The organism is Paenibacillus jepli (genome assembly GCF_047238105.1).
Taxonomy (GTDB): Bacteria; Bacillota; Bacilli; order Paenibacillales; family Paenibacillaceae; genus Paenibacillus_D.
The window spans coordinates 3564554-3591266 of record NZ_JBDFMD010000001.1; the positions used below are offsets into that span (position 1 = coordinate 3564554).

The following is a 26713-nucleotide window of genomic DNA, read 5'->3' on the forward strand; positions in this document are numbered from 1 at the left end:
TCCATTTTCCCCCAAACGCCTCAATAAGCTTGAAATATCGTGTTCGTTGAGCGATTTTTGCGTCTGAGCCCGAAATAAACACGATATTTCATATTCGATTGAGCCCGCAGGATGATCGAAGCGAACTTCCAAAGTGTCCAAGAGGAGTATGCCGCCTTCATCGCTTCGTCGCCGGAGGCGCGCTTCAAGTCGCTGATGCTGCGGCGCCCATCCCTCATCGACCGGGTGCCGCAGCATCAGCTGGCGAGCTTCCTCGGGATGACGCCGGAATCGCTGAGCAGGATCAAGATGATAACCCCCTCATATACATTGTCATCTCAATGTACCCGAGGGGGTGCAAGGTATGCATCGACTTAAGTCAATACGGTGCCGGAGCATCGCGGACCATGTGGTGTGAAACGCAGTCACTCATGAATAGTGGCGTTTATTTCGTCGAGAAGCGCATGATTATACACAATCTTATCCTGGATCTGACGGTACAACTCTTCTTGATACTCGTAGTAACCCTGAGCGCCTTCAACTTCTCCGCTCTCCACCATCTCCCTCATCAACTCGCCGCCGAGGTGGGCTATGCGATAAGCTTCGCGTAGCTTCCCGCTTTGCCAGTACTCCTCTTCCGTCATTCCGTGCAACTGGATTCCTTGCAAGACGACTTCCTTAAACCAGACTTCTTTTTCATCCGTAGGATCCAGTTGGTCAAATGCTTCTCTCTGATAAGTGATTTGTTCGTCGATATCTTCTTCTGTGACGGTTAACCCTCTCTGCAGGGCTTCCTCAGCGACCAGTTGTTCTGTAATCAGCTGTTCGATGATCTGTTCGTCAGTCAGGAGCGGAGAATCGCCCCCCAGTGACCGCACCTGGAGACGATTCAACTTGGCATAGGTAAACGCCGCCTGATCGATCATAATCCCCTCTACTTGGGCAACCGCGGAAGCGTTCAATTCTTCTCCGGTTAGCTGATCCAGCTTTTGTTTGATCGTCTCAAAGGTCATGCTGATGGAGAGCCGATCCGAGTTCGATACCACTGCAAAGGCTGCTGCTGTCATCACCGCCGCCAGTGAAATAATTATCAGTAAGATTCTCTTGTTCAAAAAAATCACCCCATGATTGCATGTTTTGTTAAACGCTGCAGTTGCAGCCCCATGCGCATGTTCATATAAGAGTAATACGCAACAATAACTGGAAAAGGTTCGTTTATAACGTAAAGCGATAGAATGTGGGGGCGATCATATGGCAAAATGCAGACTGGCTTGTCTTTCAATCTTGCTTATCATAGGCAGTTTTATCGTCATGTTGCCAAAACCGGCGGCTGCGTGCGGCTGTATATACCCGGAGAATGCAAGTGAAGCCTTCGAGCAGGCATCGGCAGTATTCGCAGGCGAGCTGGTCATCGCCAAGGGTGAGCGTAAGCAAAAGGGTATGACTGGTCCGATCGAAAACCGGACGGTCAACCTCTTCGAGGTGGAGACGGCATGGAAAGGCGTGGAGCACGCTCAGGTGATGGTTCATACTAGTTGGGACTCCTGCCAAATTGTGTTTGAGGAAGGGCAATCCTATCTCATCTATGCGGTTGAAGGCAGAGACGGGGACTTGTATGCAGGTACCTGCAACCGTACGCCGGAGCTTTCTCAGGCTGGAGAAGATCTAACCGTGCTGGGTCCGGGCATGACCAATCTGGAGCAGATCGATCTGCGGGGCAAGATGCGCTGGATCACCGATAAGGATTATGATCTGCTGATCGTCGGCAGCGCGGCGATGCTTGGGATCATGACGATATGGCTCCTCTTCAAAAGGTTCCGGCGGAATCGCAATTGAATAATCTAAGAAGCCACTCCTGATAGGGGTGGCTTTCTTGCACGGACAGCAGGCTGGCGGACACAGTAGACGCTAACGGCGACAATAGTACCCTTTTGGCTCCTTTGGCGGACAGACGATACGCTATTGCTGCTGGAACTGGCGAATGGAGCCGCGAACGGAACAAATAAGGTACCGTGTGTCCGAAGCTCTTCCAAAAAGCCAAATGTTAACGAAATAAGCGCCGCTGTGTCCGCTCCCAAGAAAGGCCTCACATATTCGGTATGGACAAGGTGCCTCAGCTGGCGGAGATGGGCTACTGGATCGGCAAGCCGTACTGGCATCAAGGCTTCTGCTTTGCGTCTTGCACCAGATCGGTCGGGGCGTCCGTGTGGGGGATCACCGACAGTTTCCCGTTGTCCTCCAGGATGACAAAGCCGACCTCCTGTATGGACGATATCCCTTCGCTTCTTGCGGCCTGAAGGATATCTTCTTTCTGGATGCGGGCTTTCTTCATGGCGCTTCTCATATAGTTGCCTTTATAAAATACCAGCTGCGGTTCCGACGTGAGCATCGCCTGAAATGTCTTGCTGCGTGCGGCCATCCAGGCCAGCAATGCCTGCATGCCGATCAGCACGCCAAAGGCAGTGAGCCCTTCCGACAACGTGATCTGCTTGTCCAAAATGACAGTCGACAGTACGGAGCCCAGAGCTATCGAGACCGTAAAATCGAAAGCATTCATCTTCGACAGTGTGCGCTTGCCGGACAGTCTGACGATAAGAATGAGGGCTGCATAACTAAGGACGCCGATGACGACGATGCGAAACAGAGCGCTCCAGGTATCAAAAAACATAGGATTCTCCCTTCCGAACCAGAGTAGTATCTATTAACCATAGTAGCCCCGGAATAACAAAATTCGCACATCGTTATAAAATCCCGCCATTTGCCTTGACCGCCCTTGCCGGCGGCGGTACACTCTGACATAATGTATCGCCCGTCCGCGTGCATGGTAGGCGCGCGGGCGGGCCAAATCAGCGGAGCGGAGTTGGCATACGATGAAAATCCTCGGGCATATCGCAGGCCGCAAATATTTGCAGCGGATCTTCTTTTATTTCAACCTATCGATGGCAGGCCTGCTGCTGATCACCGCCTTGTCGTTCTACCTCTTCTCCCGGGAGACCGTCCTGGAGACGCAGCGGGAAGCGAACCAGAAGGTGCTCTCGCAGATCAAGCACAACATCAACTACATCCACGATATCGTGCGCAACCTCGGCATCGTCGCCAGCCTGGATCAGAGCATCATCTACCTCATGAATGCATCGGAGCCGGATCCGGTCATGAAGTTCCAGACACTGCGCAAGCTGGACACGCTGGCCGACTCCACCTCCTTCGTCGACTCCATCGTCGTCTACAGCGCCTCGGCCGGTCAGTTCTACAGCGGCGGCTCCGGCGTATGGTCGCGTCAGCACTGGCCCGAGCTGCAGAGCCGGCTGCTGGAGCGGCTGGGTCCTTCCGACGCCGGCTCGCTGGCACAGCTCATCCCTCTCAAGCTGGACGAGAGCCAGTCCCATGTCGACTTGTTCTCCTATATCGTGGTCGAGAATTATCCTGCCGGGGGTGAGCTGCCCAATAGCGTCATCGTCAACATCCGGCCACAGTGGATCTTCGAGAACATCATGCAGTTGGATAATATGACAGATGCCCGTAATGGTATGGTGCTGGTAGACGAACAGGGCCACGTCTTGCAGTCGGACGCGATGGCAGCCCTGCCATCATCCTCCCTGGAAGCGTATCTGGCCTCCGAGGCGCGTGCTGCCGGGGGCGGCGGGGCGGAGGAATTCGCCATCCGGAAGATCGGCGGCGAGCCGTATGTGGTCTCCGAGCTGGCCGTCGGCGTAAGCCGCTGGAAGGTCATGAACATCGTGCCCTATGAGCAGGTGATGGGGCGGGCAGATGCGCTGCGCAATGCGATGCTGCTGCTGATCGCTGCGTTCCTGGCTGTCAGCTTCCTCCTCTCCCTGGTCATCTCCAACCGGCTGTACAGTCCGGTAGGCAAGCTCTTCGAGCTGTTCAAGCGTACGGGCACCCAGAGCAGCGGCCTGGAGCCAGCCGCTGCGGCAGCCGACAAGGACGAGATGAGCTTCATCACCGACGTCTATCAGTCGACGCTGGATAAGCTGCGCCAGGTGGATCAGGAGGGTACTCGCAGCCGCAAGATCGCGGGCGACTATTATCTGCGCCGCTGGATTGCAGATAGCGACTCGATGAGCCGGGAAGAGCTGGCCCACTGCAGCGAGGCCAGTCCGCAGCTGTTTGCCTCTGCAGATGAGCAGGAGGGGCGGTGGCAGCTGGCCGTTGTCGCGCTGGATCAGCCGGCGGCGGGCAGAGCGGCATTATCCGCATCTCAGGCACGGCAGGAGAAGCTGTACCGGTTCGCGGCCGGCAATATTATCGAAGAGACGCTGGCCCGGTCCTATGCCAACCGGGTCGTCGATATGAATGACGACTACATTGTCGTCATCCTCGGCGTTCCGGCAGAAGGGGTCGATTTGGCACACGTGTCCAGCCTTCTGCTGGAAGCGCAGCAGATCTACCAGCGTTATTACCGGAACCGCACGTTTGCCGCAGCCATCGGCGGTCAGGCAGCGGGCTACCGGGAGCTGACGGGCGCTTATGCATCTACCGTCCAACTCCTGATGTACCGACTCGCGCTGGGACCGGACGCGATTATTACGCCGAATGCGGTGGGCAGCAATCAGGACCGTCATGATTTCTCCATCCCGGCGGAGCTGGAGCACAAGCTGGCCGAGAGTATCCGCACGAAAAGTGCCGCCGCCGTCCAGACATATCTGGCGCGGACATTCGAGCTGATCGGCACCATTCATTACGACTATATGACATATGCGGTCATGCAGGTGATCCTCCTTATCAAGCAGGTGCTGCGGGAGCCAGCCCTAGCCTCCCATGCAGGCTCGGTAGAGCTGCAGCATCTGAACCGCAACGTGCTGAAGGCGGAGTCGCTGGCGGAGATGCGCGAGCTGATCGGCGGCTTCCTCCAGCAGCTCTGCGAAGCCGACCGCACGCCGGTGAAGGAGGACCGCAACAAGCTCATCGTCGATACGATCAAGGAATTTATCGAGAGCCACTACGCCGACATCAATCTGAGCCTGCAATCGATCGCCGCCCATCTGAAGATGTCACCGGCTTATGTAGGGCGCCTCTTCAAGCAATACGAGCAGTGCTCGGTCGGCGATTATCTGAACAGCTACCGTCTGGACAAAGCATGCGAGCTGCTCGTGGGCAGCAGCTACAACGTCAAGGAGGTCGCCGATTATCTGGGCTTCAACAACGCCAGCTACTTCATCACGCTCTTCAAGAAGAAGTACGGCGTCACGCCGAAGGAATACCGGATGAATGCGGCATTAGGACAATCATGACAAACCCATTTTCGTATAAAATACAAAAATTGAAACCGCTCGCTGCACGATTCGCGGATTTTGGGATATCGGCAGCGGCCGCCGTTTTGTCACAATACAGAGGCAATCCATTTCAAACGATGGAAAGGATGAATGCAGTGGCAAGGAACAAACGGTGGTTGGTCGGGCTGTTGGCGCTGTCTCTCGTATGGACGGGGCTGCCCCTGCCAGGCGTGCAGGCGATGGCGGAGCCTGCGAGTGGGGCGGCAATTTTTGTAGCGCCAAATGGAAGCGATTCCAATACGGGATCGGAACAAGAACCGTTGCTTACCCTCGAAGGGGCAAGGGATGCAATCCGGGAGCTGAAAAGCGGCAGCGGACTGCCGGATGGCGGGATTACCGTCTATCTGCGTGAAGGCGTCTATGAGCGGACGGCGACATTTGAACTGAACGAGGCGGACTCCGGCACGGCGGATGCACAGGTCGTCTACCGCTCCTACCCGGGCGAGACCGTGCGGCTGTCGGGGGGGAAGCAGCTGGACAGCGTCGGCTTCGAGCCGGTCAGCGATCCGGATGTGCTGGCGCGGATCATCGATACGGGCGCCCGCAGCCAGGTGCTGCAGTTCGATCTGGCGGCGGCGGGCATCACCGACTATGGCGAGATGAGCCGGCACGGCTATTGGAAGGCCAATGATCTCAGTCTGGTGCCGCCGATGGAGCTGTATATCGGCGGCGAGGGGATGACGCTCGCCCGCTGGCCGAACGAAGGGACAGTCCAGATGAATGAGATCGTCGATCCCGGTCCGACGGTCAAGGATCCGGATGTGCATGAGCGCGGCGGCACCTTCTCCTATACGTACGACAGGCCGCGCTACTGGACACAGGCCGAGGACATCTGGCTGGACGGCATCTTCGGCTACAGCTGGGAATGGTCGTACAACAAGGTAGCGAATATCGATACGGCGAGCAAGACGATCACCCTGCAGCATGGCGAGATGTCGGGTCTGCTGAAGAACTGGTATCCCGACTTTCACTTCGCCCAGAATCTGCTGGAGGAGCTGGATATGCCGGGTGAATACTACATCGACCGTACGGCTGGCATCCTGTATCTGATGCCGAACGCGGCGTTCCGCAGCGGTGCAGCGGAGGCGACGGTGACGATGCTGAAGACGCCGATGCTCCGCACGACGGGCGCCTCGCACATCCGCTTCGAGGAGCTGGCGCTGGAGTACGGAAGGGATGTCGCGGCGGTTATCCTCGGCGGCAGCCATGTCGAGATCATAAGCAGCGACATCAGCAATTTCACCAACGGCGGCGTGCGCATCAACGCGCCGGGCCGCTATGCCTATGACGGCGTGGAGAGCGACCGCAATGGCCGTCACCACGCCATCATCTCCTCCCATATCCGGCATGTCGGCGGTACGGCGGTGACGCTGCATGGCGGTAGTAGCGAGACGCTGGAGCCGGGCAATAACCGGGTGGAGAATTCGCATATTCATGATTTTGCTTATTACCACAAGGCTTATAATCCCGGCGTGCTGTTCTCCGGCGTCGGCAACCAGGCGATCGGCAATGAGATTCACGACGCCCCGCATCCGGGGATCGTGCTGTATGGCAATGATCACCTCATCGAGTACAACAACATCTACGACATCTGCAAGGAGTTCCAGGACCTCGGTGCGATCTATATGAACGCGGGTATGGTGCCGCAGGAGCGGGGGACAGTAATCCGGCGCAACTATTTTCATCATATCGGGGAGCATCTGCACGGCGTCGAGGGCATCTACCCGGATAATATGACGATGGAAATGACGATCGAGGAAAACATCTTCTACAAGATGGGCAATAGCGCGATCAAGAGCAATACCGGCTCGTATATCTATGCGGCCAACAATATGTTTATCGATACGTATGTCCCTTACGACAACTACGAGATGTTCATGAGCCGCGAGCCGGACAACCGGGTGGACCGGGATTATATGCCGGCTTGGCTTGATCTTTTCGAGCGTTACAACAACTTTGAGGGCTCGGTCTATGCAGAGAAGTATCCGGCATTGCTGACGTTTTTTGAAGAAGACCGGTACTTCCCGACGACCAATGATTTCAAGAACAACGTCATCTACAACCCGACGCTTACCCGTTCGAATCAGACCAATGCGCACGGGGCGCGGGATATCCATAACCTGCTGAACTATGAGAACAACTGGGTGGCGAGCGGGAACCCCGGCTTCGTGGACCCGGCGGCAGGAGACTTCCGGCTGACGGAGGATGCCGAGGTGTTCAGCCGTATCCCGGGCTTCGTAGAAATCCCGTTCGAGGACATCGGCACGCAAGGCAAGGTCGGCGTCCCGCACAGCCCGGATACGATCGATGTGACGGACGTCTATCTGCCTGCGGGGGATGTGACGATGTCAATCGGCCAGACCGTGTCGCTGCGGGCCGAGATCGTGCCGTGGAATGCGACGGATACGGGCGTGACATACAGCAGCAGCGATCCGTCGATCGCCGAGGTTGATGGGGATGGCAAGGTTACCGGCCTGCTGCCGGGTACGGCGGTCATCACCGTCGTCTCAGCTGCCAACCCTGCGCTTACCGCAGAGGCATCGGTCACGGTCACCGAGGGCGAAGGCATCCTGCACTTCACCGATTTCGAGTCCGGGGGCAATGGCTGGCTGGTGGATGCCAACCACAGCATCGTCCCGGACGATACGGGCAACCGCTGGTATCGCATCGTCAACGGGGCGAACAGCCAGCATCCCCGGATGTTCGGCGACTACGAGCTGACCTATCGGCTGCGTACGCCGGCTGTAATGCCGGAAGGCGGCGTGTTGATCATGTACGACCGCAACGGCGAGCGGGGCAGCGGCCATATCCGCTACCGGCATTCGGAGTCCGGCTCCTCCTGGATCCTGTTCAATGCCCAGTGGGGGACGCTCAAGGAGGTCCTCCTGCCGGGCGCGGGCTTGGCTGCGGGTACCGACTATGAAGTGCGCGTCATCGCTCAGGGGCCTTCGATCCGCGTATTCGTGGATGGCGAACTGGTCATCGACGGCGACAACCCGTCACACAGTCAGGCCGGCAGACTCGGGTTCTATGTCGAAGGCTTCGCCCATCTGGAGTTCGACGACATCACGGTCTCGATCATCCGGGTGCCGGTCAGCGGCATCGAGCTGGCACAGGAGCAGCTGCTGCTGGCGCCGGGCGAGCGCCGGCGCGTTGAGGCGGCGATCACGCCGGCGGATGCGACCGACAGGCGGCTCGTCTGGCAGTCCAGTGATCCGGGCGTCGCGGTTATCGAAGCAGACGGCACGATCCGCGGAGTCGCGCCAGGCACCGCGGTAGTGACGGCGTCGTCTGCAGCCTATCCAGCGATTACGGACACCTTGGAAGTGACGGTGGAGGCGCAGCAGGCGTATCCGGTCATCGCCCTGGATGAGCATCTGGCCCGGAGCGGAGATTGGATCGGCGGCGAGGGGCTGACGTTCGGGGAGGGCACCGTGCGTCTGGCCGGAGACGGCGTCTATGGTTATGGCGGCGAGCGATTCGGGAGCGGGCTGCTGCGCTTCCGGGCGCACTTCGGCGCATTCGGAACCGGGTGGTACGGCTTCGCGCTGCGCTCCGATCGCACCGGCGATCCGACCTGGGTCGGCGCCAACAAAGGCTATCTGGTCGTCATCAAGGCGGATCAGATCGAGTTCCAGACGTGGAAGCCCGGCCAGACGATGGTCGAGGTTATCCCGAATACCTCGGTGCTTCCCGAGCAGGAGCATGAGATCGAGATCGGCGCCATCGATGAGGAGGACGGCATCCGCTTCATCCTGCGGGTCGACGGCGTGACGGTGCTGAACATCCTGGATGCGGATGCATCCAACCCGATCACTGCGGAGGGCTATCTGAACGTCTATCATTATACCGGCGCGGCCAATACGCTGGAGCTGAAGCCGGCGCGGACGCTGAGCGAGCTGCGCTTGGACCCTGCGCAGGTAGAGCTCGCTCCAGGCGCCACACGCCAGGCTGCGGTAGAAGCTGTCTACAGCGACGGCTCGGCAGAGCAACTGAGTAACGGCGTCGTCTTCACAACCGGCGATGCAGCCGTAGCCACAGTGAACAGCAACGGGCTGCTCACCGCTGTCGCGTCCGGCGAGACCAAGCTGATCGCGACCTATGGCGGACTATCGGCCGAGGCGACGGTGAAGGTAACGGGCGGCGGAGGCGGCGGGGGTAGCGGGACGATCTACTATCCGCCTTATGTCCCGCCGCAGGAGCCTGAGGAAGAGCCGGAGCAAGAGGCCGGTGACGGGGTGCGCGTCCTGCGTGCCGAGGACTTGGCGGAGATCAATGACGGTGGAGCAGCCGTGGTGCGGCTGGAACCGGGCGAGACGGCGCTGCGGTTGTCCGCCGAGCTGCTGTCGCAGCTGGAGGGAGCGCTGGCCGTAAGCAGCGGACCGCTCACGCTGACGTTCCCGCGTGAGGCGCTGAACGCTATTGCGGCAGACAAGACGCGAGGAGACGCCGCGAAGCAAGCCCGGGATATATCCGGACAGGGGGCGAGCGCTGCCGAGCCGACTGATAAGCCGGAGGCTGGCGATGTTCTCATCACCATCGATGAACAGATGATGGCATTGCCGCAGCCGGCAGGCGCCGCGCATCGGTACCATGCTGCGGGATCGCCTTATCGGCTGGGACTGTTCACCGTCCGCGATGATGTGCGTACTGCTTACGAACAGCCGCTGCCGGAGCCGGTCCTGCTGACACTTTCGCTCGACCAGTTCGACAAGCCTAAAGCTTGGCTGGGGTTATACCGGGCGACAGCAGAAGGTGCATGGACGTATGAGGGTGGGGCAACTGCGCCGAACGGGCAGACCTTCGATGCCGAGCTTACGGTACCGGAAGTGGCAGCTGTGCTGGCCTATGAGGCCAATTATGCTGATCTGCCGTCCGGCCACTGGGCGCAGGATGCGGTCAAGGCGCTGTCCGCCCGGCATATCGTGACGGGCCGGAGCGGGGATCGCTTCGATCCCGCCGCCGCTACGACGCGCGCGGAATTCGCAGCCTTGCTCGTCCGCGCCCTTGGCCTCTCCACGGCAGAGACGGCGACGCCGTTCAGCGATGTGCAGCCGGGAGCCTGGCATGCATCTGTCGTCACCGCCGCCTACCAGGCGGGGCTGATCCTGGGTGAGGAGGACGGCACGTTCGCACCGGAGCGGACGATCACGCGTGAAGAGATAGCCATGATGCTGCTGCGGGCGTACGCCTATGCGACCGATCAGGCCGCTGCGCCAGCAGGATCCCTGCCGAGCGATCTGCCGTCGGCCTCGGGATGGGCGCGCACCGCGATCACCGAAGCTGTCGGCATCGGTCTGATGCAGGGCTATCCGGGCGGCGAGTTCAGACCAGCCCAGACGGCACGGCGCGACGAGACGGCCCAGACCATCTATAATCTGCTGCAATCGCTGCAGGATACAACAAATGCGTCGTTTTAATATCGGATTTGATACTTTAACCGCTTTTTGAGATTTATTTTGCTTCACCCCCTGTGCCATGATAAGTGCACAAACCGCTAGAGCAAGGGGGTGAACAACTTGAAGAAGCTGTTTCGCATGAAGAAGGGAGACCGCGAGCTGACGCTGCTCGCGCTCCCGTCCATTCTGTACATCTTTGTCTTCAGTTATCTGACGATGTTCGGCGTCGTCATCGCGTTCAAAAATTACCGGTATGATCTCGGGATCCTGGGCAGCGAGTGGGTCGGCTTCAGCAACTTCCGGTTCTTCTTCATCTCCGAGAAGGCCTTCATCGTCACCCGCAACACGATCCTGTACAGTCTCTGGTTCTGGGTCGTGACGACGATCGCGGCGCTGTTGGTGGCCATCCTGCTGAACGAGATCTCGCGGCGCTGGAGCAAGTATTACCAGACGATCATGTTCCTGCCGACCTTCGTCTCCTGGGTCGTCGTCATGTTCCTGGTGCAGATGTTCCTTAGCCACGACTACGGCTTCCTGAACCGGTTCTCCGAGTCGATCGGGCTGGACCGCATCCGCTGGTACCTGGAGGCCTCGTACTGGCCTTCGATCCTGACGGCGGCGCATCTATGGAAGTCGATCGGCTTCTCGGCGCTGGTGTACTATGCCGGCATCGTTGCCATCGACCCATCGTATTACGAAGCGGCGCGGATGGATGGCGCGTCCCGGTTCCAGATGGCCCGCAAGATTACGATCCCGATGTTGGCGCCGCTCATCATCATCCTGATGATCATGGCGATCGGCAACATGTTCCGAGGCGATTTCGGCTTGCACTTCTTCGTCCCGAACAACTCGCCGCTGTTGTTTAATACGACCGACATCATCGATACGTTCGTCTACCGGACGCTCAGCGTCAGCGGCGATATCCCGATGGCGACGGCAGTCGGCTTGTACCAATCGGCAGTCGGGCTCGTGCTGGTGGTGGCGGCCAATTACACTGTCCGCAAGTTCAGCGAAGAAAATTCATTATGGTAGGGGATTGACCGATGGAAACCTATGCTATGCGGCGCAGCGGCATCGTCAATGCCCTGCTCAACGCCTTCTTTATTATCCTGTCGCTCGCGATCATCGCGCCTTTCATCCTCATTATTGCGGTGTCGCTTACCGATGAACGCGCCTTGACGACCTATGGCTATTCGTTTATTCCCAGCCAGTTCAGCTCGCTGGCGTATGAATTTCTGCTCCAGACGCCTGCAGTCATCCTGCGGGCCTACAGCAATACGGCTTTTATCACCATCGTGGGTACGCTGCTTAGTCTCCTGCTGACGAGCATCATCGGCTATACGATCTCGCGGCGCGACTACTCGTTTCGCTCTTGGCTGACGATCTACGTCTTCATCCCGATGATGTTCTCGGGCGGTCTGGTGCCGTTCTACATCCTGATGACGCAGTACCTGCACCTGAAGAACTCGCTGTGGGCGATCATCCTGCCGGGGCTGCTCTCTCCCTTCTATGTGCTGATTATGAAGGGCTTCATGGGCAAGATCCCGTACGAGATCATCGAGTCGGCCAAGATGGACGGTGCCGGGGAGTGGCGCATCTTCTTCCGCATCATCCTGCCGCTGTCCACGCCGGCGCTGGCGACGCTCGGCTTGTTCATTGCTTTCAACTACTGGAACGAATGGTTCAACGCGCTGCTCTTCATCGACGAAGACCGGCGGGTGCCGCTGCAGCTGCTGCTGGTGCGGATCATGAATACGCTGGATTTCCTGCGCAACAACAGCGAGTACATCCAGGGGCTGGGCATCGACATGAGCCAGTTCCCCAATGAGTCCGTACGGATGGCCTTGGTCGTCCTGGTGGCCGGACCGATGATGTTTGTGTTTCCGTTTTTTCAGAAGTATTTTGTGCAAGGGATGACCGTGGGCTCCCTGAAAGGGTAAACAGAACGAAGATCTAGGCTGCTTAAGCACGAAAGATGATTTTTGTGGGGAAAAGAATTTATGGAGGGGTTAAGATGAAAACAATGCAGCGGATGCTGCTCGTCTGGCTGGGGTGTCTGGTGTTCCTGTCGGCCTGCAGCGGCGGGACGAACAATCCCGGAGGGCAGAATGCAGAACCGGCGGCACAGCCGGAGAATACGGCGCCTGCGGGCAGCAATAACGGTGAAGGTGCGGACGGCGAGCTGCCGCATGTGGAGCTGATCTGGTACTATGGTGTCTCCCAGGTATCGCCGGATCAACAGCAGATCGAGGACGAGGTCAACCGGATCGTCGGCGAGAAGCTCAACGCGACGGTGAAGCTGCGCCCGGTCGACTTCGGCAGCTATACGACGAAGCTGAACACGGCGAGCGCGGCCGGCGAGAAATTTGACCTCGTCTGGACGGCCAACTGGGCGTTCAACTATGACGAGAATGTCAAAAAGGGCGCATTTATTCCGCTGGATGACCTGCTGGAGCAGCATGCGTCGGAGACGCTGCAGGCGATCCCCTCGTTCACATGGGATGCGACCAAATACCAGGGGCAGATCTACGCCGTGCCCAACTATCAGACGATCACGTCGCGTTACGGCGCCAGCATCCGCAAGGACCTGGCCGACAAATACGGCTTTGACGCATCGACCGTGCAGAAGCTGGAAGACCTGGAGCCGTTCCTGGCGCTGGTCAAAGAGAATGACCCCGGCATCACGCCGCTCATGCTGACAGGTCCGGGCACCAAGTTCGAGCCGTTCATGTACGGCTTCGACGACAACGGCATCCGGATCGGCGACGATAGCTTCCAGACCAATCTGCTGGAGGAATCGCCGGAATACAAGAGCTTCGTCGAGCTGATGCACAGCTGGTTTGAGAAAGGCTACATCAACGACGACGCCTCGACGGTCAAACAAATCGACGCGATCTACAACGGCAAGTACGCCTCTGGCCTTGAGAGTGCGATGAAGCCGGGCTACGAAGCGGAGAAGAAGGCTTCCAATGGCGGCTATGACGTCATCGGCATTCCTTTCACGGAAGCGACGACACGCCGGACGTCCAACATTACGACACTGACGGCAGTCAGCCGGACCTCTGCCAACCCCGAACGGGCGGTTATGCTGATCGAGCTGGTCAACAATGATCCGGAGCTGTACAATCTGTTGAGCTTCGGTATCGAGGGCGAGCATTATGAGAAGCTGGATGACAACACCGTGCGTATCGATCCGAACGGCGGCTACCGGGCCCAGAACTGGGTGTTCGGCAACGTGTTCAACGGCTATCTGGTGGAAGGGCAGGCGCCGGACACGTGGGAAGCGACCAAGGCGCTTAACGAATCGGCCTTCGTGCAGCCGACCTTCGGCTTCTCCTTTGACGATTCGGCCGTGAAGGCGGAGTATGCCAATGTCATGGCGGTGAAGGCAGAGTATGAGCCGCTGCTGATGACGGGCACCGTCGATCCCGAGACGTATCTGCCGGAGTATCTGACCAAGCTGCGGAACGCGGGTGCCGACAAGGTGCGGGAAGAGCTTCAGAAGCAGCTGGACGCTTGGGTTGCGGAGAACGTGAAGTCTTAGATTAAGGAGCAGGGCATCCGCCAGGGTGCCCTGCTGTCTTATAGTGAGGCTGCTTTGTATCCTTTCATCCCCCATGCTATGATAAAGCTACTATGTTGGGAGTTGAGGGGATATGATCGTATGGCGCCACTGAATGAGGAGCAATTGGAGACGATCCGCCAGGAGCGGAAGCAGCAGATGATGAAGGCTGCGATCAAGGTGTTTGCGGAGAACGGGATCAAGATGACCAAGATCAGCATGATCGCCAAGGAGGCGGGGGTCAGCCACGGCCTGCTGTACCATTACTTCGATTCCAAGGAAGAGGTGCTGCATCAGAGCCTGGAGCATGCTATGGAGATGTCATTTGTCCAGGAGTATATCGATCGCCTGCTATCGGGAGCCGGGACGGCGGAGGAGAAGATCAGAGCCTTTACCAAGCTGGCCTTCCTGGAGAGCAGCGGCGATATCTTCAGGGTTATCCAGCACATCGACAAATCCGACGAGGTCTTGGAGAAGACCAGGACGATGGTCTCCCAGGCAGGCAACCTGTACATCGATATGCTGCTTCCTTTGATCGAGCAGGGCCAGCAGGAAGGCTCCATCATCGCAGGCCGGCCGGCGGAGCTGGCGAATCTGTTTTTGACCGTCATCTCCGGCATCATCGTCGATAGTCTGGATTGGTGGAAGATCGGTCTGGATGCCAAACTGGATATTTTGATGCGCATGATCACCGTGCGTTGAACCGGAGAAGGGGAGCATCCTCTTCTTTTTTTGATGTCAGAGGCGGACAGGCTTCTTGCAAAAGTGGTTGACAGAAGAGGGAAATCCCTTTATTCTAGTTTTGACTGATTGAGTCAATCGAAAAAAGGAGGCGTTATGATATGAATGCTCTAGCGATTCAAGTCCAAGGGCTTCGGAAGCGGTATGCGGAGAAGCAAGTGCTGGATCATGTCCATATCGAGGTGCCGCGCGGTTCGATCTTTGCTTTGTTGGGAGAGAATGGCGCGGGCAAAACAACGACAGTACGCATCTTATCGACGCTGATCCAGGCAGACGGCGGGAAGGCCACTATAGACGGTTACGACGTGTCGAGGGATGCTGCCCAGATCCGCAACATTATCAGTTTAACAGGACAATATGCGGCCGTAGATGAGCTGTTGACGGGCGAAGAAAACCTGCTGCTGATGGGCAGCCTGCTTCATCTGGACCGCCGAATAGTCAAACAGCGCACTGTAGAGCTGCTGGAGCAATTCGATCTGAGCTCGGCGGCTCGCAGAAGTGTCAAAACCTACTCTGGCGGCATGCGCCGCAAGCTGGATATCGCGGTCAGTCTGCTGGCATCGCCGAGTGTCATCTTCCTGGATGAACCGACGACGGGTCTCGATCCGAGAAGCCGGGCGACGATGTGGGAGCTGATCCGTAATCTGGCCAAGGACGGGGTGACGATCTTCCTGACGACACAATATCTCGAAGAGGCCGATCAACTGGCTGACAAGATTGCGGTTCTCTCCGAGGGCAGAATCGTTGCGGAAGGGACCTCCGAGGAGCTCAAAGCGATTGTCGGACAGGAGATGCTGGAGCTCCGGTTTCAGACAGCTGAGGATTGCACCAAGGCCGGTCTGCTGCTACAAGTGCAACACGACAGCGAGACGCTGCTCCGTCTGCCGGCAGGAGAGAACACGGATCGGCTGCGGATGACGCTGAATACGCTGCATGAGCACAGCATTACGCCAGCAGCGGTCGAGTACAGGAAACCGACACTGGACGATGTATTTATGACGATGACCGGCGAAGTCGGTAAGGGGGTGCGCCACTATGCATAGATCCAGCCTGTATTGGGCTATACATGACAGTTATATGATGACCGTGAGAAGTATAAAACATATGCTGAGAAATCCCGAGTCCCTCTTCTTGAATGTAGGTCTGCCGGTGATGCTCATGCTGCTGTTCGTCTATGTGTTCGGAGGAGCGATCCAGACGGGAGGCGAGTATGTCAATTACATCGTGCCGGGTGTCATCGTCACCTGCGCCGGTTACGGGAGCGCGATGACAGCAGTCAGTGTGGCAATGGATGTGAATGGGGGCCTGTTTGAGCGCTTCCGGAGCATGCCGGCCAGGCCTGCTGCCCTGCTCAACGGTCATGTGATCGGTACGTATATCCGCACACTTGTAGGTACGCTGCTGGTGTTCCTGTGCGCGATCGCAATCGGGTTCAGACCGACGGCCTCCTTGCTCGACTGGCTCGGTGTCTTCGGCCTCGTTAGCCTGTTTCTGCTCGCAGTCAGTTGGCTGTCCGTCGTGTTTGGACTGATGGCGGGGAGTGCGGAGACGGCAAGTGCCTTCACCTTCTTTATCATGTTCCTGCCTTATGTCAGCAGCGCATTCGTCCCTACGGAGACGATGCCGTCCTGGCTGCATGCCTTTGCCGCACATCAGCCGATGACCCCGCTGATCGAGACGATGCGCGGGCTGTTGATCGGCACGCCGATTGAAGGGCAGGGTGTTCTGGCCGTCATCTGGTTTGCCGGCTTGCTCCTGGTCTCGTGCACGGTAGCCGCGATGATCTTCAACCGCCGCCGCAAGGTGTAAGGCCAGCTCGAACCGGAGCTTAGCGAATATGCAGGGAAACTGCGGACAAATCGAATCGAGCACGGTATACTTGCCTATAAAGGACGATCAATCGGCGTTCCCTGTTGCCGCCCTGTCCGATAAAAGCACGGAATGACAGGTGCAGGTACGGGCAGCGTGATAGGATGAGTGCAAGGAGAGTGAAGGCATGGAGTGGCTGAAGCGGATGACAGACGCGCTGGATTATATTGAAGCCAAGATCACCGAGCCGCTGCCTATGGAAGACATCGCCAAGGCAGCCTGCTCCTCTACGTTTCATTTCCAGCGCATGTTTCGCATGCTGTCCGGCGTTACAATCGGCGACTACGTCCGCCAGCGCAGGTTGACGCTCGCCGCCCAGGAACTGGCCGTGCAGCAAGCCAAAGTCATCGACGTGGCGCTGAAATACGGGTATGAGACGCCGGAGGCATTTGCCAAAGCCTTCCGCAAAGCGCACGGCATCACGCCCTCGGCGGCCCGCGAGCCGGGAGCCCGGCTGAAAGCCCGCCCGCGACTCTCCTTTCATTTATCACTGAGAGGGGATCAAGACATGGATTATCGTATCGTCACGAGAGAGGCCTTTACTGTCACAGGCAAGCGATTCGTCACCAACTGCAAGGATGGAGAAAATAACCGCGACATCCCGAAATTCTGGACAGCGTGCAATGCAGACGGTACCTCCGACCGACTGGTCGAGCTCGGGGGCGGCGCGCATGATCTGCTGGGAATCTGTGCGGATATGAACCAGGAGGATGGAGAGTTCTCCTATTGGATCGCCGTGGAGGCGGACCGTCCGGAGGAAGGATTGTCGACGAGGGAGATCCCTGCGGCTACCTGGGCGGTGTTTACCGCCATCGGTCCGATGCCGGGCGCGATTCAGGAGGTATGGCAGCGGATCTTCCAGGAATGGTTCCCCGCGACGGGCTACGAGCATACCGGCGGTCCGGAGTTTGAGTTGTATCCGCCTGGCGACCCCATGGGAGAGGATTACCGGACAGAGATATGGGTGCCGGTTCAGAAGAAGTAACGTTATCCGCTAACTGGCGGTACACTGGCAGTTAGCGGAGGCGGGTAGGAGGATCAATTGCTTGTGCTGTGGATTCAGATCATATTATTTGCTGTGCTCGCATGGTGCGGATTGTATCTGCTGAGCCGGGATATCCGCAACCCGCGTCTTTGGGGAGCAGGCATAGGGACGAGCCTGACAGCAATCGGCCTGGGTACGGGAATGCTGATCCCGTTTGCAACTCCCTTGCAGATCGGCCTGCATATCGTCGGCACCGGTCTGCTGATCCTGTCCGTCACGCTGCTCCGGCAAGAGAGTCGCAAGCGGGGCGAGGCCTGGCTGCCTGATGTGATGCGGGCATTCGACTATTCGTTCTTTTTTTGAAGTTCTGATTCATCTGGATAAAGAAGCTCAGGGATGGAAGTATGCTTATGATTATCAAATCAGTGACGCTCAGTAACAACCTAGAGACACGCTACTCGCAGCCGCAGTAAGGACAAAAGTACAATTAAAAGCGGTGGAAAACCCGTATACGAGTGGTCTAAGGACAAAAGTGCAGCTAATCTAATGGAAAATGGATATAAAAGGGAATATCGGCTTAGTTAATGGTACTTTTGGCGTTAGGAATGCGATAGTCGGAGTACAGTTGGAATATAGTTGTACTTTTGTCCTTAGCGAGCAGTAAGTACGTGTTTTCTTCTAGGCTGGGGCCGCGCGGCATTCCGTATTCGCCAGCCAGCCTCTCTACTCTTAGGTTCCCCGCCGTAGGTGCTACTCATCTATGTGGCATTCTCGCCTTCTGTCAACTCACGATCACCGGAGAGGCTCTCACCGAGTAACGGTTGTTATCAATGACAATAGCCGCATTGTAGTATCCGCGGTCGCGGGATCTGCACTCATAAGCGCCCGAGCATCCTGTCACATAGAACTTAGTGTTGGGGAATCCCGGATATACGTTCGATGTTTTCTGGAAGAAGAGGTGGGCATGGTGAGAGAAGATGGCCAGTACATTGCTTCGGATCGCAGAGGGCACAGCGTCGAAGAACCGCCTTGTCTCGGCGGGGCTCAACACATGGGAGGGATCGACGGTCAATCCGCTAATGTTCAGAGGCCAGTGGAAGTCGAAAATATAGTAATAGCGGTTGTCGTCCAAACTGCGTAATAAGTTGATGCTCTCCGTGCTAAAACGGCCGGTCGCGTTATCCAGCCACACATGCCGTACCCGGCCCTGGGTGCCCGGAATGCTGCGCAAGCCGAACTCGGTGCCGAGATAGTTGCGGAACAAGCTGCGTGTGGTCGTTTCCCAGTTGCCTATGGCAGCTTTGTAAGGAATGCTGCGCGGCCCCAGTGCGCTATCTGCGATATTTTTGAAGGTCCGGTAACGGTCTTGCGCGAATTGGCCATGATCCGCCCCCGCATGTGCATTGTCCCCGCCGAAGATGACATATCTCGGATTGCTGCCGCTTACTACCCGGGTCAGCAATCTTCTAAAGAGGGTCTCACTATTCCCGTAGCCCACATGGCTGTCTCCCACCACAGCGAACCGGACGATACTTTGGCTGACGCGAACCCGCCGGGTTCGTGCTGCTACCCTGCGCTTGGCGGTACGGGTTCGATTGACGGCATTGGCTTTCCTCACGACTCTCCTCATGCACCTCACCCTTCTATCGGTAATTAGAGCTTGTTCATTATATTCTTACAGGAGGGTTGTGCCACGGCAGAGAGACATCCACAGGCGATTCTCTCGGTAAGCGATTAACTGATCATTGACAGCATGCGGACGTTTGATACACTTGTATCAAACTAACAGAGAGGGCACCCGCACCATGAATCAGAATTGGTTTACACGCATGTTGATGCTCTATATGCCTGTTTTTTTAATTGTTCCGGCATTTCTGTTTTTTGTGTTTTTTCAGCATTTGAGTGAAGTGAATCATAAAAATGCCGAACGAGCCAACCAGTTTCTTGCCGAGCAGGCTCAATTGATGATTGATTCTTCGCTATCGATGCTAGATCAGAAAATCACCCTTGAGATGCTGCGGAATCAGTCCGTATTGCGCTATTTCTCAGACAGCGACATCTCGGATCTGACTTTGCAAGTCTATGTCATGAATCTGCTGCAAGAACTGAAACTGACGAACCCGCTGATTCATTCGATTTATATGGTACGGTCAGTAGATGGGTCTGTGCTGAATGTAAGCACGGCTTATCCGGCTGGACAGTATGCGGACAGTGATTTCATCGCCGACAAACTGGCAAGACCCAACAGCAACTGGTCCGATGTCCGCCTGTACAAGGAGCTGGAGTCGGATCACGGGGCGCATGTCGTGACGATGACGAGAAGTGTGACGATCTTCTCCTCCAAGCTAGGGATGATCGTGGTCAATGTCAGCACCGAAGCGCTGTACAGCCTTGTACAGCAGATGTATAACCCCGATGTCAGCAGACTGCAACTCTATGACAGGCAGAACATCCCTATGTTCGGGAACAGCCAGGTGACATTGGAGTCCGCAGCTGGCGATGAACCCTCCAATCTTATTCAATCGGTTGCCGTCTCCAGTTATACGGGCTGGAAAGCGGAGAGCGGAATTCAAAATGCCCGTGCAGTCAGCTTTATGTTGTCTCTTTCCAATGTGTGGTTTGTACTGGGGTTCGTGCTTGTCGTTCTGTCTATTGTATGGATGGTGTATGTGACCAGGCAAAATTATCGGCCGATTCGCAATCTGGTCGATGAGCTGCAGCGTCTGTCGCCCGCCGATCGCGACGATATCTCGAATACGGAACCGCCGGTCTATAAAAATGAATTTTCATTTATTGATTCGACCCTGAAGAGAATGATTGGCCAAAACACCTCCTTTCAGGAACAGTTGACCAAAGACCTGGGCGTGAAGCGCAATTTCTTCCTTCATGAGCTCCTTGAGGGCACGCGGTCAATAGATTTGGACAGCTGGGAAGAGGAGGCGGACCGTTATGGCCTGCCTCGAAGCTTCGGCAGACAGCAAGTTTTCATCCTGGAGATCGACCGCTGGTCGCAATGGAGCAAGGACATGTCGTTGGAGCGGCAAGCCGAGCATAAGCAACGGCTCGAAACGGTATTGGCGGAACGGCTGCAGCGTTCGGGTTATGGGGTGTGGATGCTCTGGATCTCGGTCAATCAGCTGGCTGTGATCGTCATCGGACAGGAGACACTGGCTGAACCCGGCGGTGAGATGGTACAGCTGATGGAAGAGTGCCGATCGGAGGCACATCGAGGCTTGTCCGGACAGGCGACCTGCACGATAGGCCTTGGCGAATCTGTGGAGCATCCGGATAATCTTCGCGATTCCTACCAGGAAGCGCTGGAAGCCTTGCAGTACAAAGCGGTTGATGGCGGGGGCAGCGTGATAGCCTATACAGATGCTCCACAGATACAGGAGCACGTCTATGCCTACTTTCAGAAAATCGATTCGCTGGTGGATGCGTTCAAACGGGCGGAGTCGCGCTGGCTGACGGAGCTGGAAGATCTATTCGCTGAGCTTGAGGACCATAGGGTCTCTAGACGTGGACTGGACAGTGTGTTGAAATACTTGTTGTTCTACATGGACAAGGCCGTCGGCGGCATGCATCCGGATTATGTCGAGGAGTGGCAGGAGCAGATCTTGCCCGGACTGAATGGAGCGCTTAAGGAAGCAGAGTGGATTCGGGACACGGCCGAAGCGTTTGTCGAACTGCTGGGAAGATATGCGGGGATGATCAATACAAAGCGAGAGTCCAAAACCCAGGGCTCCATGATGAAAGAAATGAAGGCCTACATTGAGCAGCATTTTACCAATCCCGAACTTTCGCTGGACTTTCTGCAGGAGAAGTTTGGCGTCAGCGGCAAGTACTTGAGCCGATTATTCAAGGAAGAGTATGGTGTCAAATTTGTCGACTTCCTGATCGAGCTGCGGATGGAAGAAGGAAAACGGCTGCTGGCGGAGACGAGCTTTACCGTCCAGGAAATCACCGAGCGGTTGGGGTACAGTAGTCCCATCTCCTTTGCCCGCAGCTTCAAAAAGGTCGTTGGCATGGCACCCGCAGATTACCGCAAAAGCGTTCAGTCCAGCTAACTTTATATCCACTTATGCAGCAGCGCAAGGCGATCACGCCCGGCGCTGCTTGTTATATTGTCCTTGAAACCTGGTGAATCGACGAAAAGTTTGCTTGAGAAAATAGTTTCTACATGCTCTTAGAAGCATCGGTATTTAAAGTCAGTTTATATAACATGAAAAAAACGTTTACAGAGGGTGGGATTGTAGTTTTGGCTTGCCTGGTGAATCTTGTTTGTTGTGAAAACGGAACCAACATGTTTTGATAAGGGCGTAAGACGGAGCCAAGACGAAATGCAGGCTCGATAAATCAATCGTGAATGGGAGATGGGTAAGGGGATGAAAGAAAAGATGACAAGAAGGACAATCCAAACGTCTATAGCGGCTATAATGGCTGCGGTCATGCTTGGCGGTTGTGCGAGCAGCAATACCACCCCTGGCGGCGAAACGGGGAACGAAGCGGGACAACAGATTACACTTACGTTCGAAACGTCTGTCTATGCAGAAGAGCCTCATAAGAAAGCAATCGATGCCTTGATTGCCAAGTACAATGAAACGAATCCTAATGTAACCATCCGCGTACACGGTACCGACTATGAGAATTATTGGGACAAGCTGACGACCGAGATTCTCGCGGGCACCCAGGGTGACATCGTACAGGTCTATCCCGAAAATATCGCTACCTACAATGCGTTGACAGAGGGCGGGACCTTCGTCAATCTGGACAGCCGCATCCAGGAGGCAGGGTTGGAAGATAAGCTGGTAGGGCAGGAACTGAGCACGGTAGACGGCAGCTACTATGCCCTCTCCAACTACGCTTGGGGCACGACCGGCATCTTCTATAGCAAAGCAATGTTTGAAGAGGCTGGTATCGATCCGGAAGCAATCCAAACGATCGAAGACTTCAAGGAAGCGGCGATCCAACTGGGCAGCGCAGATCAACGATATGGCTTCTCCAGCGTGCTCGGGACACATCCGTTCGTCGCATCGGAATGGTACCGACTGATCGCGCGTCCGATCTCGGGCGGCATCTTCTTCGGCGATGGGGAAGCCGGGCCGTATGAGCCGGATCGTGTCAACGTAAATTCGCCGGCCAATGTATGGGCGGCCGAGTGGTGGCAGGAGCTGATGGCCAATGAACAAGCTACGCCGCCGGGTACGCGCGACAAAAAAGTTAGCCGTGAGATGTTCTGGAACCAGCAAGTTGGCATGGTCATGGACGGCCCATGGTTTATCGGGATGACCCAGGAGCGCGACGAGGCGCTGCTGGAGGATCTGGGCGTGATCCCTCAGCCGTCGGTCGAGTATGAAGGCCAGGTCTACCAGCCCAATCCACATAATTATCCGATCGTCTCGATGATCTCCGCCAAGAGCGACCATCAGGATGAGGCGTGGGCGTTCCTGCAATGGATGGCTTCGGACGAGGCGCAAGCGCTTATAGCTCAATCCGGGATGATCCCAAGCAGCAAATCGTATGCGGAATCCGAAGCCTACCAATCCGAATACCCGCTCGCAGCACAGTTCTTCCAGTTCCAGGAGGAGGTCTATGCGCCTGCAGTGATGGACCCGCCGATCCCTGAGCTGGGCACGTTGTCGCAGATTTTGATCAATGCGACGCAAGATATGTTTGTCGGCAAGCGGGACGCGCAGACTGTGCTCGACAGTGCGGCGGAGCAGATGAGAGAAGCACTGCAATAAGAAGCTCTGGAGCAGGGCCCGGTCTCGGGCCCTGAACTTCTCAAATCGGCTACAAAGCTAGCAAGGGAGGAACAGCCATGACTGCCGATGAGCAGAATCACAGCCAGAACGCTGCTATGTTAGCGGCGCCGGGCATCGGGGGGACAAATCGCGGCAGTAGCCGATGGATGCGGTTTAAGCGGCACCTGCGGAACAATATGGCCGCGTATTTATTCGTCTCGCCGCTTGTATTAGCCATAGGTCTGGTCTTAATATATCCGATTCTAAAAGCGGGCTTGATGAGTTTTCAATACTGGAAGGTTGCGCGCCCGATCCCGGAGGGCAACCCGTTCGTCGGGCTCGATAATTATCAAGCAACGCTTACATCCGGTTATTTTCTCAATTCGCTCTGGATTACTTTTTTATATATCGTCGTCACGGTCTTGCTCCGGTTTGTCCTGGGCATGGGCACCGCCGTGTTGTTAAATACGCCTTTCAAGGGCAGAGGTCTTGTCCGTGCACTGGTTATTATCCCTTGGGCAGTGCCGGAGGTTGTGGCCTGCCTGGTATTTATTCTGATGTATGATTATCAGTTTGGCGTCATTAACGATATCTTGCTCAAAATGAACGTATTAAGCAACCCGATCGCTTTCTTGGGCGAGACCGACACGGCGCTCGGAGCGGCGATGTTCGTCAATGTATGGAAGGGGTTTCCTTTTGCCGCCATTATGCTATTGGCCGGATTGCAAGGGATCCCCAAGGACCTCTACGAAGCGGCCAGCATGGATGGCGCGGGCAGATGGCGCCAATTCGCCAATGTCACCTTCCCTATGCTGAAGCCGGTATCGGTCATCGTATTTTTACTGTTGATTATTTGGACCATCAAGGATTTTGGTATTGTGTATGTGCTTACGGGCGGTGGACCAAGCCGGGTCACCGAGATTCTGACCATCTTTATCTATCGTGCCGGCTTCCAATCCTTTGATTTCGGGCTGGCGGCGGCGGCAGGCATGATCCTGCTAGTGATATCTGTCGTCTTTACTTTGCTCTATATGAAGGCGACCAAGGCAGGTGAACAGTAATGAAAAGCTTTCTAAGACATGCCATTATCTATGTGTGTGCGATTGCCATTACGTTATTTGCCGTATCGCCGTTCATATGGATGATCTTGACATCACTGAAGCCCCAAAGCGAGATTTACAACTATCCGCTGACCTATCTGCCTCAGGAACTGAATCTGAGCGGTTACCAGGGGATGCTCGATCCGCATGCCGACGATAACGCCAACTTTTTGAGGTGGTTCTGGAATACGACACTCGTCTCCTTGCTGACAACGGTCCTTTCACTGGTGGTCTCGGCGCTTGGCGGATATGCGATGTCACGGTTTGGCTTTCGCGGGCGAATGTCGATCGGCTACATTATTTTGCTGACGCAGATGCTGCCCGGCTCCCTGCTGATCATCCCGCTTTACATGATTATGCGGGACTATCAGCTGCTTAATTCGCATTTTGGGCTGGTGATCGCATATGCGACGTTTGCCATTCCGTTCTGTACCTGGATGTTGAAAGGCTACTTTGACAGTGTATCCAAATCGATAGACGAGGCGGCGAGTGTGGACGGGGCCAATCGCTGGACGACGTTCGTCCGCGTCATCCTGCCGCTAACGCTGCCCGGGTTGGTAGTGACAGGCGTCTTCTCCTTTCTGACCAGCTGGAATGAATTCATGTTTGCGCAGACCTTCATTAGCGATTACAGCAAGTGGACGCTGTCTGTCGGCATTGCCAGCTTCCAGGGACAGTATGTGGTCAACTGGGATTACATGATGGCAGGCTCAGTCATTACGACCTTGCCGATTGTTATCATCTTCTGGGTGCTGCAGAAGCATCTCGTTAGCGGAATGACTGCAGGGGCAGTGAAATAAGACACAACTTAGACCGATTATTTATGAAAAGGAGCAGAGACAATGATCAGATTCGGTATCGTCGGTATGGGTATCCGAGGAAGCTTGTTCGCAGATACACTGCAGCAGAATCCTTACGCAGCGCTTGTTGCGGTCAGTGATGCATATGAGGGGACTTTGGAGGCCAGCAAGCAAAAGTACAAGGTCCCGGGGTATCTTGACGTGGCAGAGATGATCGAACGGGAGACACTTGACGCCCTGGTCATTGCGACGCCGGATTTTCTGCACCGCGAGCCAGTCTTGCTGGCAGCTGCCAAAGGCATCCATATCATGGTCGAGAAGCCGTTCTCGACCAGTGTGGAAGAAGCGCTGGAGATGCATGAGGCCGTCGAACAAGCAGGCATTATCTGTATGATTGCCTTTGAGAACCGCTGGAATGCACCTTTTGTAGCAGTGAAAAATGCCGTTGAGCGCGGAGAACTGGGCACTATTCTTAACGTAAACGCGCGACTAAACGACACAATATTTGTACCGACGAAAATGCTGAAGTGGGCGCAGAATTCCACGCCGGGCTGGTTTTTGTTCCCGCATGCGACGGATATCGCCTTATGGCTGAAGAAGGAAAGCAAGCCGGTCTCCGTATATGCGGCAGGTACCAAGAGGAAGTTGGCGGCTATGGGAATCGACACCTATGATGCCATACAGACCATCGTCTCCTTTGACGATGGAACCAACGCTTCCTTTACAACAAGCTGGGTGCTGCCAGAGTCGATGCCGCTGATCTACGATTTCAAGGTGGAGATCATCGGCGAGAACGGAGCGCTGTATGTCGATCTGGCGGATCAGATGGTGCGTCACGCTGGTAACGTCTATAGTCATATGCATACGCTTGGCACGACAATCAACGGACAGCTGACGTCAGCACCAAACTATATGCTGCATGCTTTCGTCGACCATGTCCGGCTGGGTACTCATCCGGAAGCGGATGCGGCTTCCGGAGTGCTGAACACGAGACTGGTCCATGCCATCCACCGCTCCGTGACGAGCGGTCAAGTGGAACGTATATAACCGCTATTTATGCAATTGAACGCAGAACCCTCTGGTAAAACCTCCAAAAAAGGTGGATTTGCCAGAGGGTTTTGTATGAAGTTATGCTTTGGAATTACTAAGTAATACTTTGTATTGTCAAATGTTTCTTATTAATGAGCAGATCCGACAGACAACGCACCGATCCGGCGAAGCTGCGTGAACTGGATGATCG

The 26713-nt window shown here is 56.1% G+C and carries 19 protein-coding genes and 1 pseudogene; 17 read left to right on the top strand and 3 right to left on the bottom strand.

The features are described from left to right. Window positions 1-105: 105 nt before the first annotated feature. Window positions 106-357, top strand: a pseudogene (locus tag ABC336_RS15730) (hypothetical protein); the annotation flags it as partial. Between the two features lie 47 nt (window positions 358-404). On the opposite strand, the gene ABC336_RS15735 reads toward ABC336_RS15730, so the two are convergent. Beyond that, window positions 405-1091, bottom strand: a complete 687-nt coding sequence (locus ABC336_RS15735; protein WP_413239525.1) for a peptidylprolyl isomerase — start codon at window positions 1089-1091, stop codon at window positions 405-407. A gap of 199 nt (window positions 1092-1290) precedes the next feature. Here ABC336_RS15735 and ABC336_RS15740 point away from each other — a divergent pair, with 199 nt between their 5' ends. Continuing rightward, on the top strand, window positions 1291-1815 hold the full coding sequence (locus ABC336_RS15740) for a hypothetical protein (protein ID WP_413239526.1): 525 nt from the start codon (window positions 1291-1293) through the stop codon (window positions 1813-1815). A 322-nt stretch (window positions 1816-2137) separates the two neighbouring features. Here the strand turns inward: ABC336_RS15740 and ABC336_RS15745 are convergent, their stop codons facing one another. Continuing rightward, complete coding sequence (locus ABC336_RS15745; RefSeq protein ID WP_413239527.1) at window positions 2138-2647, bottom strand: DUF421 domain-containing protein; 510 nt, start codon at window positions 2645-2647, stop codon at window positions 2138-2140. Between the two features lie 202 nt (window positions 2648-2849). Between ABC336_RS15745 and ABC336_RS15750 the strand changes: the two genes are divergently transcribed. The 10 genes from ABC336_RS15750 to ABC336_RS15795 all read left to right on the top strand — a co-directional run bounded on the left by ABC336_RS15750 (window position 2850) and on the right by ABC336_RS15795 (window position 18192). Beyond that, window positions 2850-5231: a helix-turn-helix transcriptional regulator gene (locus ABC336_RS15750; RefSeq protein ID WP_413239528.1), complete on the top strand. Its 2382-nt coding sequence runs from the start codon at window positions 2850-2852 to the stop codon at window positions 5229-5231. 137 nt (window positions 5232-5368) lie between these two features. Continuing rightward, a complete protein-coding gene (locus ABC336_RS15755; RefSeq protein ID WP_413239529.1) occupies window positions 5369-10693 on the top strand; it encodes an Ig-like domain-containing protein in 5325 nt (1774 codons plus the stop codon). Window positions 10694-10783: 90 nt separating this feature from the next. Next, window positions 10784-11704 (top strand): ABC transporter permease, encoded by a 921-nt coding sequence (locus ABC336_RS15760; RefSeq protein ID WP_413239530.1) that lies wholly within the window; start codon window positions 10784-10786, stop codon window positions 11702-11704. Between the two features lie 11 nt (window positions 11705-11715). Then, window positions 11716-12612 (top strand): carbohydrate ABC transporter permease, encoded by an 897-nt coding sequence (locus ABC336_RS15765; RefSeq protein WP_413239531.1) that lies wholly within the window; start codon window positions 11716-11718, stop codon window positions 12610-12612. A gap of 74 nt (window positions 12613-12686) precedes the next feature. Then, complete coding sequence (locus ABC336_RS15770) at window positions 12687-14216, top strand: ABC transporter substrate-binding protein (protein WP_413239532.1); 1530 nt, start codon at window positions 12687-12689, stop codon at window positions 14214-14216. Window positions 14217-14336: 120 nt separating this feature from the next. Then, window positions 14337-14936: a TetR/AcrR family transcriptional regulator gene (locus ABC336_RS15775; protein ID WP_413239533.1), complete on the top strand. Its 600-nt coding sequence runs from the start codon at window positions 14337-14339 to the stop codon at window positions 14934-14936. Window positions 14937-15076: 140 nt separating this feature from the next. Continuing rightward, window positions 15077-16018: an ATP-binding cassette domain-containing protein gene (locus tag ABC336_RS15780; RefSeq protein WP_413239534.1), complete on the top strand. Its 942-nt coding sequence runs from the start codon at window positions 15077-15079 to the stop codon at window positions 16016-16018. Further along, window positions 16011-16784 (top strand): ABC transporter permease, encoded by a 774-nt coding sequence (locus ABC336_RS15785; protein ID WP_413239535.1) that lies wholly within the window; start codon window positions 16011-16013, stop codon window positions 16782-16784. Before ABC336_RS15780 ends, ABC336_RS15785 begins: the two co-directional genes overlap by 8 nt. A 187-nt stretch (window positions 16785-16971) precedes the next feature. Then, entirely contained in the window at window positions 16972-17829 is an 858-nt protein-coding gene (locus ABC336_RS15790) for an AraC family transcriptional regulator (protein WP_413239536.1), read from the top strand. A gap of 63 nt (window positions 17830-17892) precedes the next feature. Further along, entirely contained in the window at window positions 17893-18192 is a 300-nt protein-coding gene (locus tag ABC336_RS15795; protein ID WP_413239537.1) for a hypothetical protein, read from the top strand. Window positions 18193-18610: 418 nt separating this feature from the next. Here the strand turns inward: ABC336_RS15795 and ABC336_RS15800 are convergent, their stop codons facing one another. Further along, window positions 18611-19459 (bottom strand): metallophosphoesterase family protein, encoded by an 849-nt coding sequence (locus ABC336_RS15800; protein ID WP_413239538.1) that lies wholly within the window; start codon window positions 19457-19459, stop codon window positions 18611-18613. 175 nt (window positions 19460-19634) lie between these two features. Here ABC336_RS15800 and ABC336_RS15805 point away from each other — a divergent pair, with 175 nt between their 5' ends. The 5 genes from ABC336_RS15805 to ABC336_RS15825 all read left to right on the top strand — a co-directional run bounded on the left by ABC336_RS15805 (window position 19635) and on the right by ABC336_RS15825 (window position 26520). Further along, window positions 19635-21896 carry a helix-turn-helix domain-containing protein gene (locus ABC336_RS15805; protein WP_413239539.1) on the top strand — a complete coding sequence of 754 codons (2262 nt, stop codon included), beginning with the start codon at window positions 19635-19637 and terminating at the stop codon, window positions 21894-21896. Window positions 21897-22226: 330 nt separating this feature from the next. Then, window positions 22227-23573, top strand: coding sequence for an ABC transporter substrate-binding protein (locus ABC336_RS15810; protein ID WP_413239540.1), 1347 nt, complete (start codon window positions 22227-22229; stop codon window positions 23571-23573). A 77-nt stretch (window positions 23574-23650) separates the two neighbouring features. Then, the gene (locus ABC336_RS15815) at window positions 23651-24634 is read left to right on the top strand and encodes a carbohydrate ABC transporter permease (RefSeq protein WP_413239541.1); all 984 of its coding nucleotides are present in this window, start codon (window positions 23651-23653) and stop codon (window positions 24632-24634) included. Further along, window positions 24634-25473 (top strand): carbohydrate ABC transporter permease, encoded by an 840-nt coding sequence (locus ABC336_RS15820; protein ID WP_413239542.1) that lies wholly within the window; start codon window positions 24634-24636, stop codon window positions 25471-25473. The genes ABC336_RS15815 and ABC336_RS15820 overlap by 1 nt, the downstream gene beginning before the upstream one ends. A gap of 42 nt (window positions 25474-25515) precedes the next feature. Continuing rightward, window positions 25516-26520 (top strand): Gfo/Idh/MocA family protein, encoded by a 1005-nt coding sequence (locus ABC336_RS15825; protein WP_413239543.1) that lies wholly within the window; start codon window positions 25516-25518, stop codon window positions 26518-26520. Window positions 26521-26713: the final 193 nt, after the last annotated feature.

What these genes read in the sequence shown, in the direction of transcription:
- ABC336_RS15740 (WP_413239526.1), top strand. Translation starts at nt 1,291, where the DNA reads ATGTTGCCAAAACCGGCGGCTGCGTGCGGCTGTATATACCCGGAGAAT.
- ABC336_RS15745 (WP_413239527.1), bottom strand. Translation starts at nt 2,647, where the DNA reads ATGTTTTTTGATACCTGGAGCGCTCTGTTTCGCATCGTCGTCATCGGC.
- ABC336_RS15750 (WP_413239528.1), top strand. Translation starts at nt 2,850, where the DNA reads ATGAAAATCCTCGGGCATATCGCAGGCCGCAAATATTTGCAGCGGATC.
- ABC336_RS15765 (WP_413239531.1), top strand. Translation starts at nt 11,716, where the DNA reads ATGGAAACCTATGCTATGCGGCGCAGCGGCATCGTCAATGCCCTGCTC.
- ABC336_RS15770 (WP_413239532.1), top strand. Translation starts at nt 12,687, where the DNA reads ATGAAAACAATGCAGCGGATGCTGCTCGTCTGGCTGGGGTGTCTGGTG.
- ABC336_RS15775 (WP_413239533.1), top strand. Translation starts at nt 14,337, where the DNA reads ATGGCGCCACTGAATGAGGAGCAATTGGAGACGATCCGCCAGGAGCGG.
- ABC336_RS15780 (WP_413239534.1), top strand. Translation starts at nt 15,077, where the DNA reads ATGAATGCTCTAGCGATTCAAGTCCAAGGGCTTCGGAAGCGGTATGCG.
- ABC336_RS15785 (WP_413239535.1), top strand. Translation starts at nt 16,011, where the DNA reads ATGCATAGATCCAGCCTGTATTGGGCTATACATGACAGTTATATGATG.
- ABC336_RS15790 (WP_413239536.1), top strand. Translation starts at nt 16,972, where the DNA reads ATGGAGTGGCTGAAGCGGATGACAGACGCGCTGGATTATATTGAAGCC.
- ABC336_RS15800 (WP_413239538.1), bottom strand. Translation starts at nt 19,459, where the DNA reads ATGAGGAGAGTCGTGAGGAAAGCCAATGCCGTCAATCGAACCCGTACC.
- ABC336_RS15805 (WP_413239539.1), top strand. Translation starts at nt 19,635, where the DNA reads ATGAATCAGAATTGGTTTACACGCATGTTGATGCTCTATATGCCTGTT.
- ABC336_RS15810 (WP_413239540.1), top strand. Translation starts at nt 22,227, where the DNA reads ATGACAAGAAGGACAATCCAAACGTCTATAGCGGCTATAATGGCTGCG.
- ABC336_RS15815 (WP_413239541.1), top strand. Translation starts at nt 23,651, where the DNA reads ATGACTGCCGATGAGCAGAATCACAGCCAGAACGCTGCTATGTTAGCG.
- ABC336_RS15820 (WP_413239542.1), top strand. Translation starts at nt 24,634, where the DNA reads ATGAAAAGCTTTCTAAGACATGCCATTATCTATGTGTGTGCGATTGCC.
- ABC336_RS15825 (WP_413239543.1), top strand. Translation starts at nt 25,516, where the DNA reads ATGATCAGATTCGGTATCGTCGGTATGGGTATCCGAGGAAGCTTGTTC.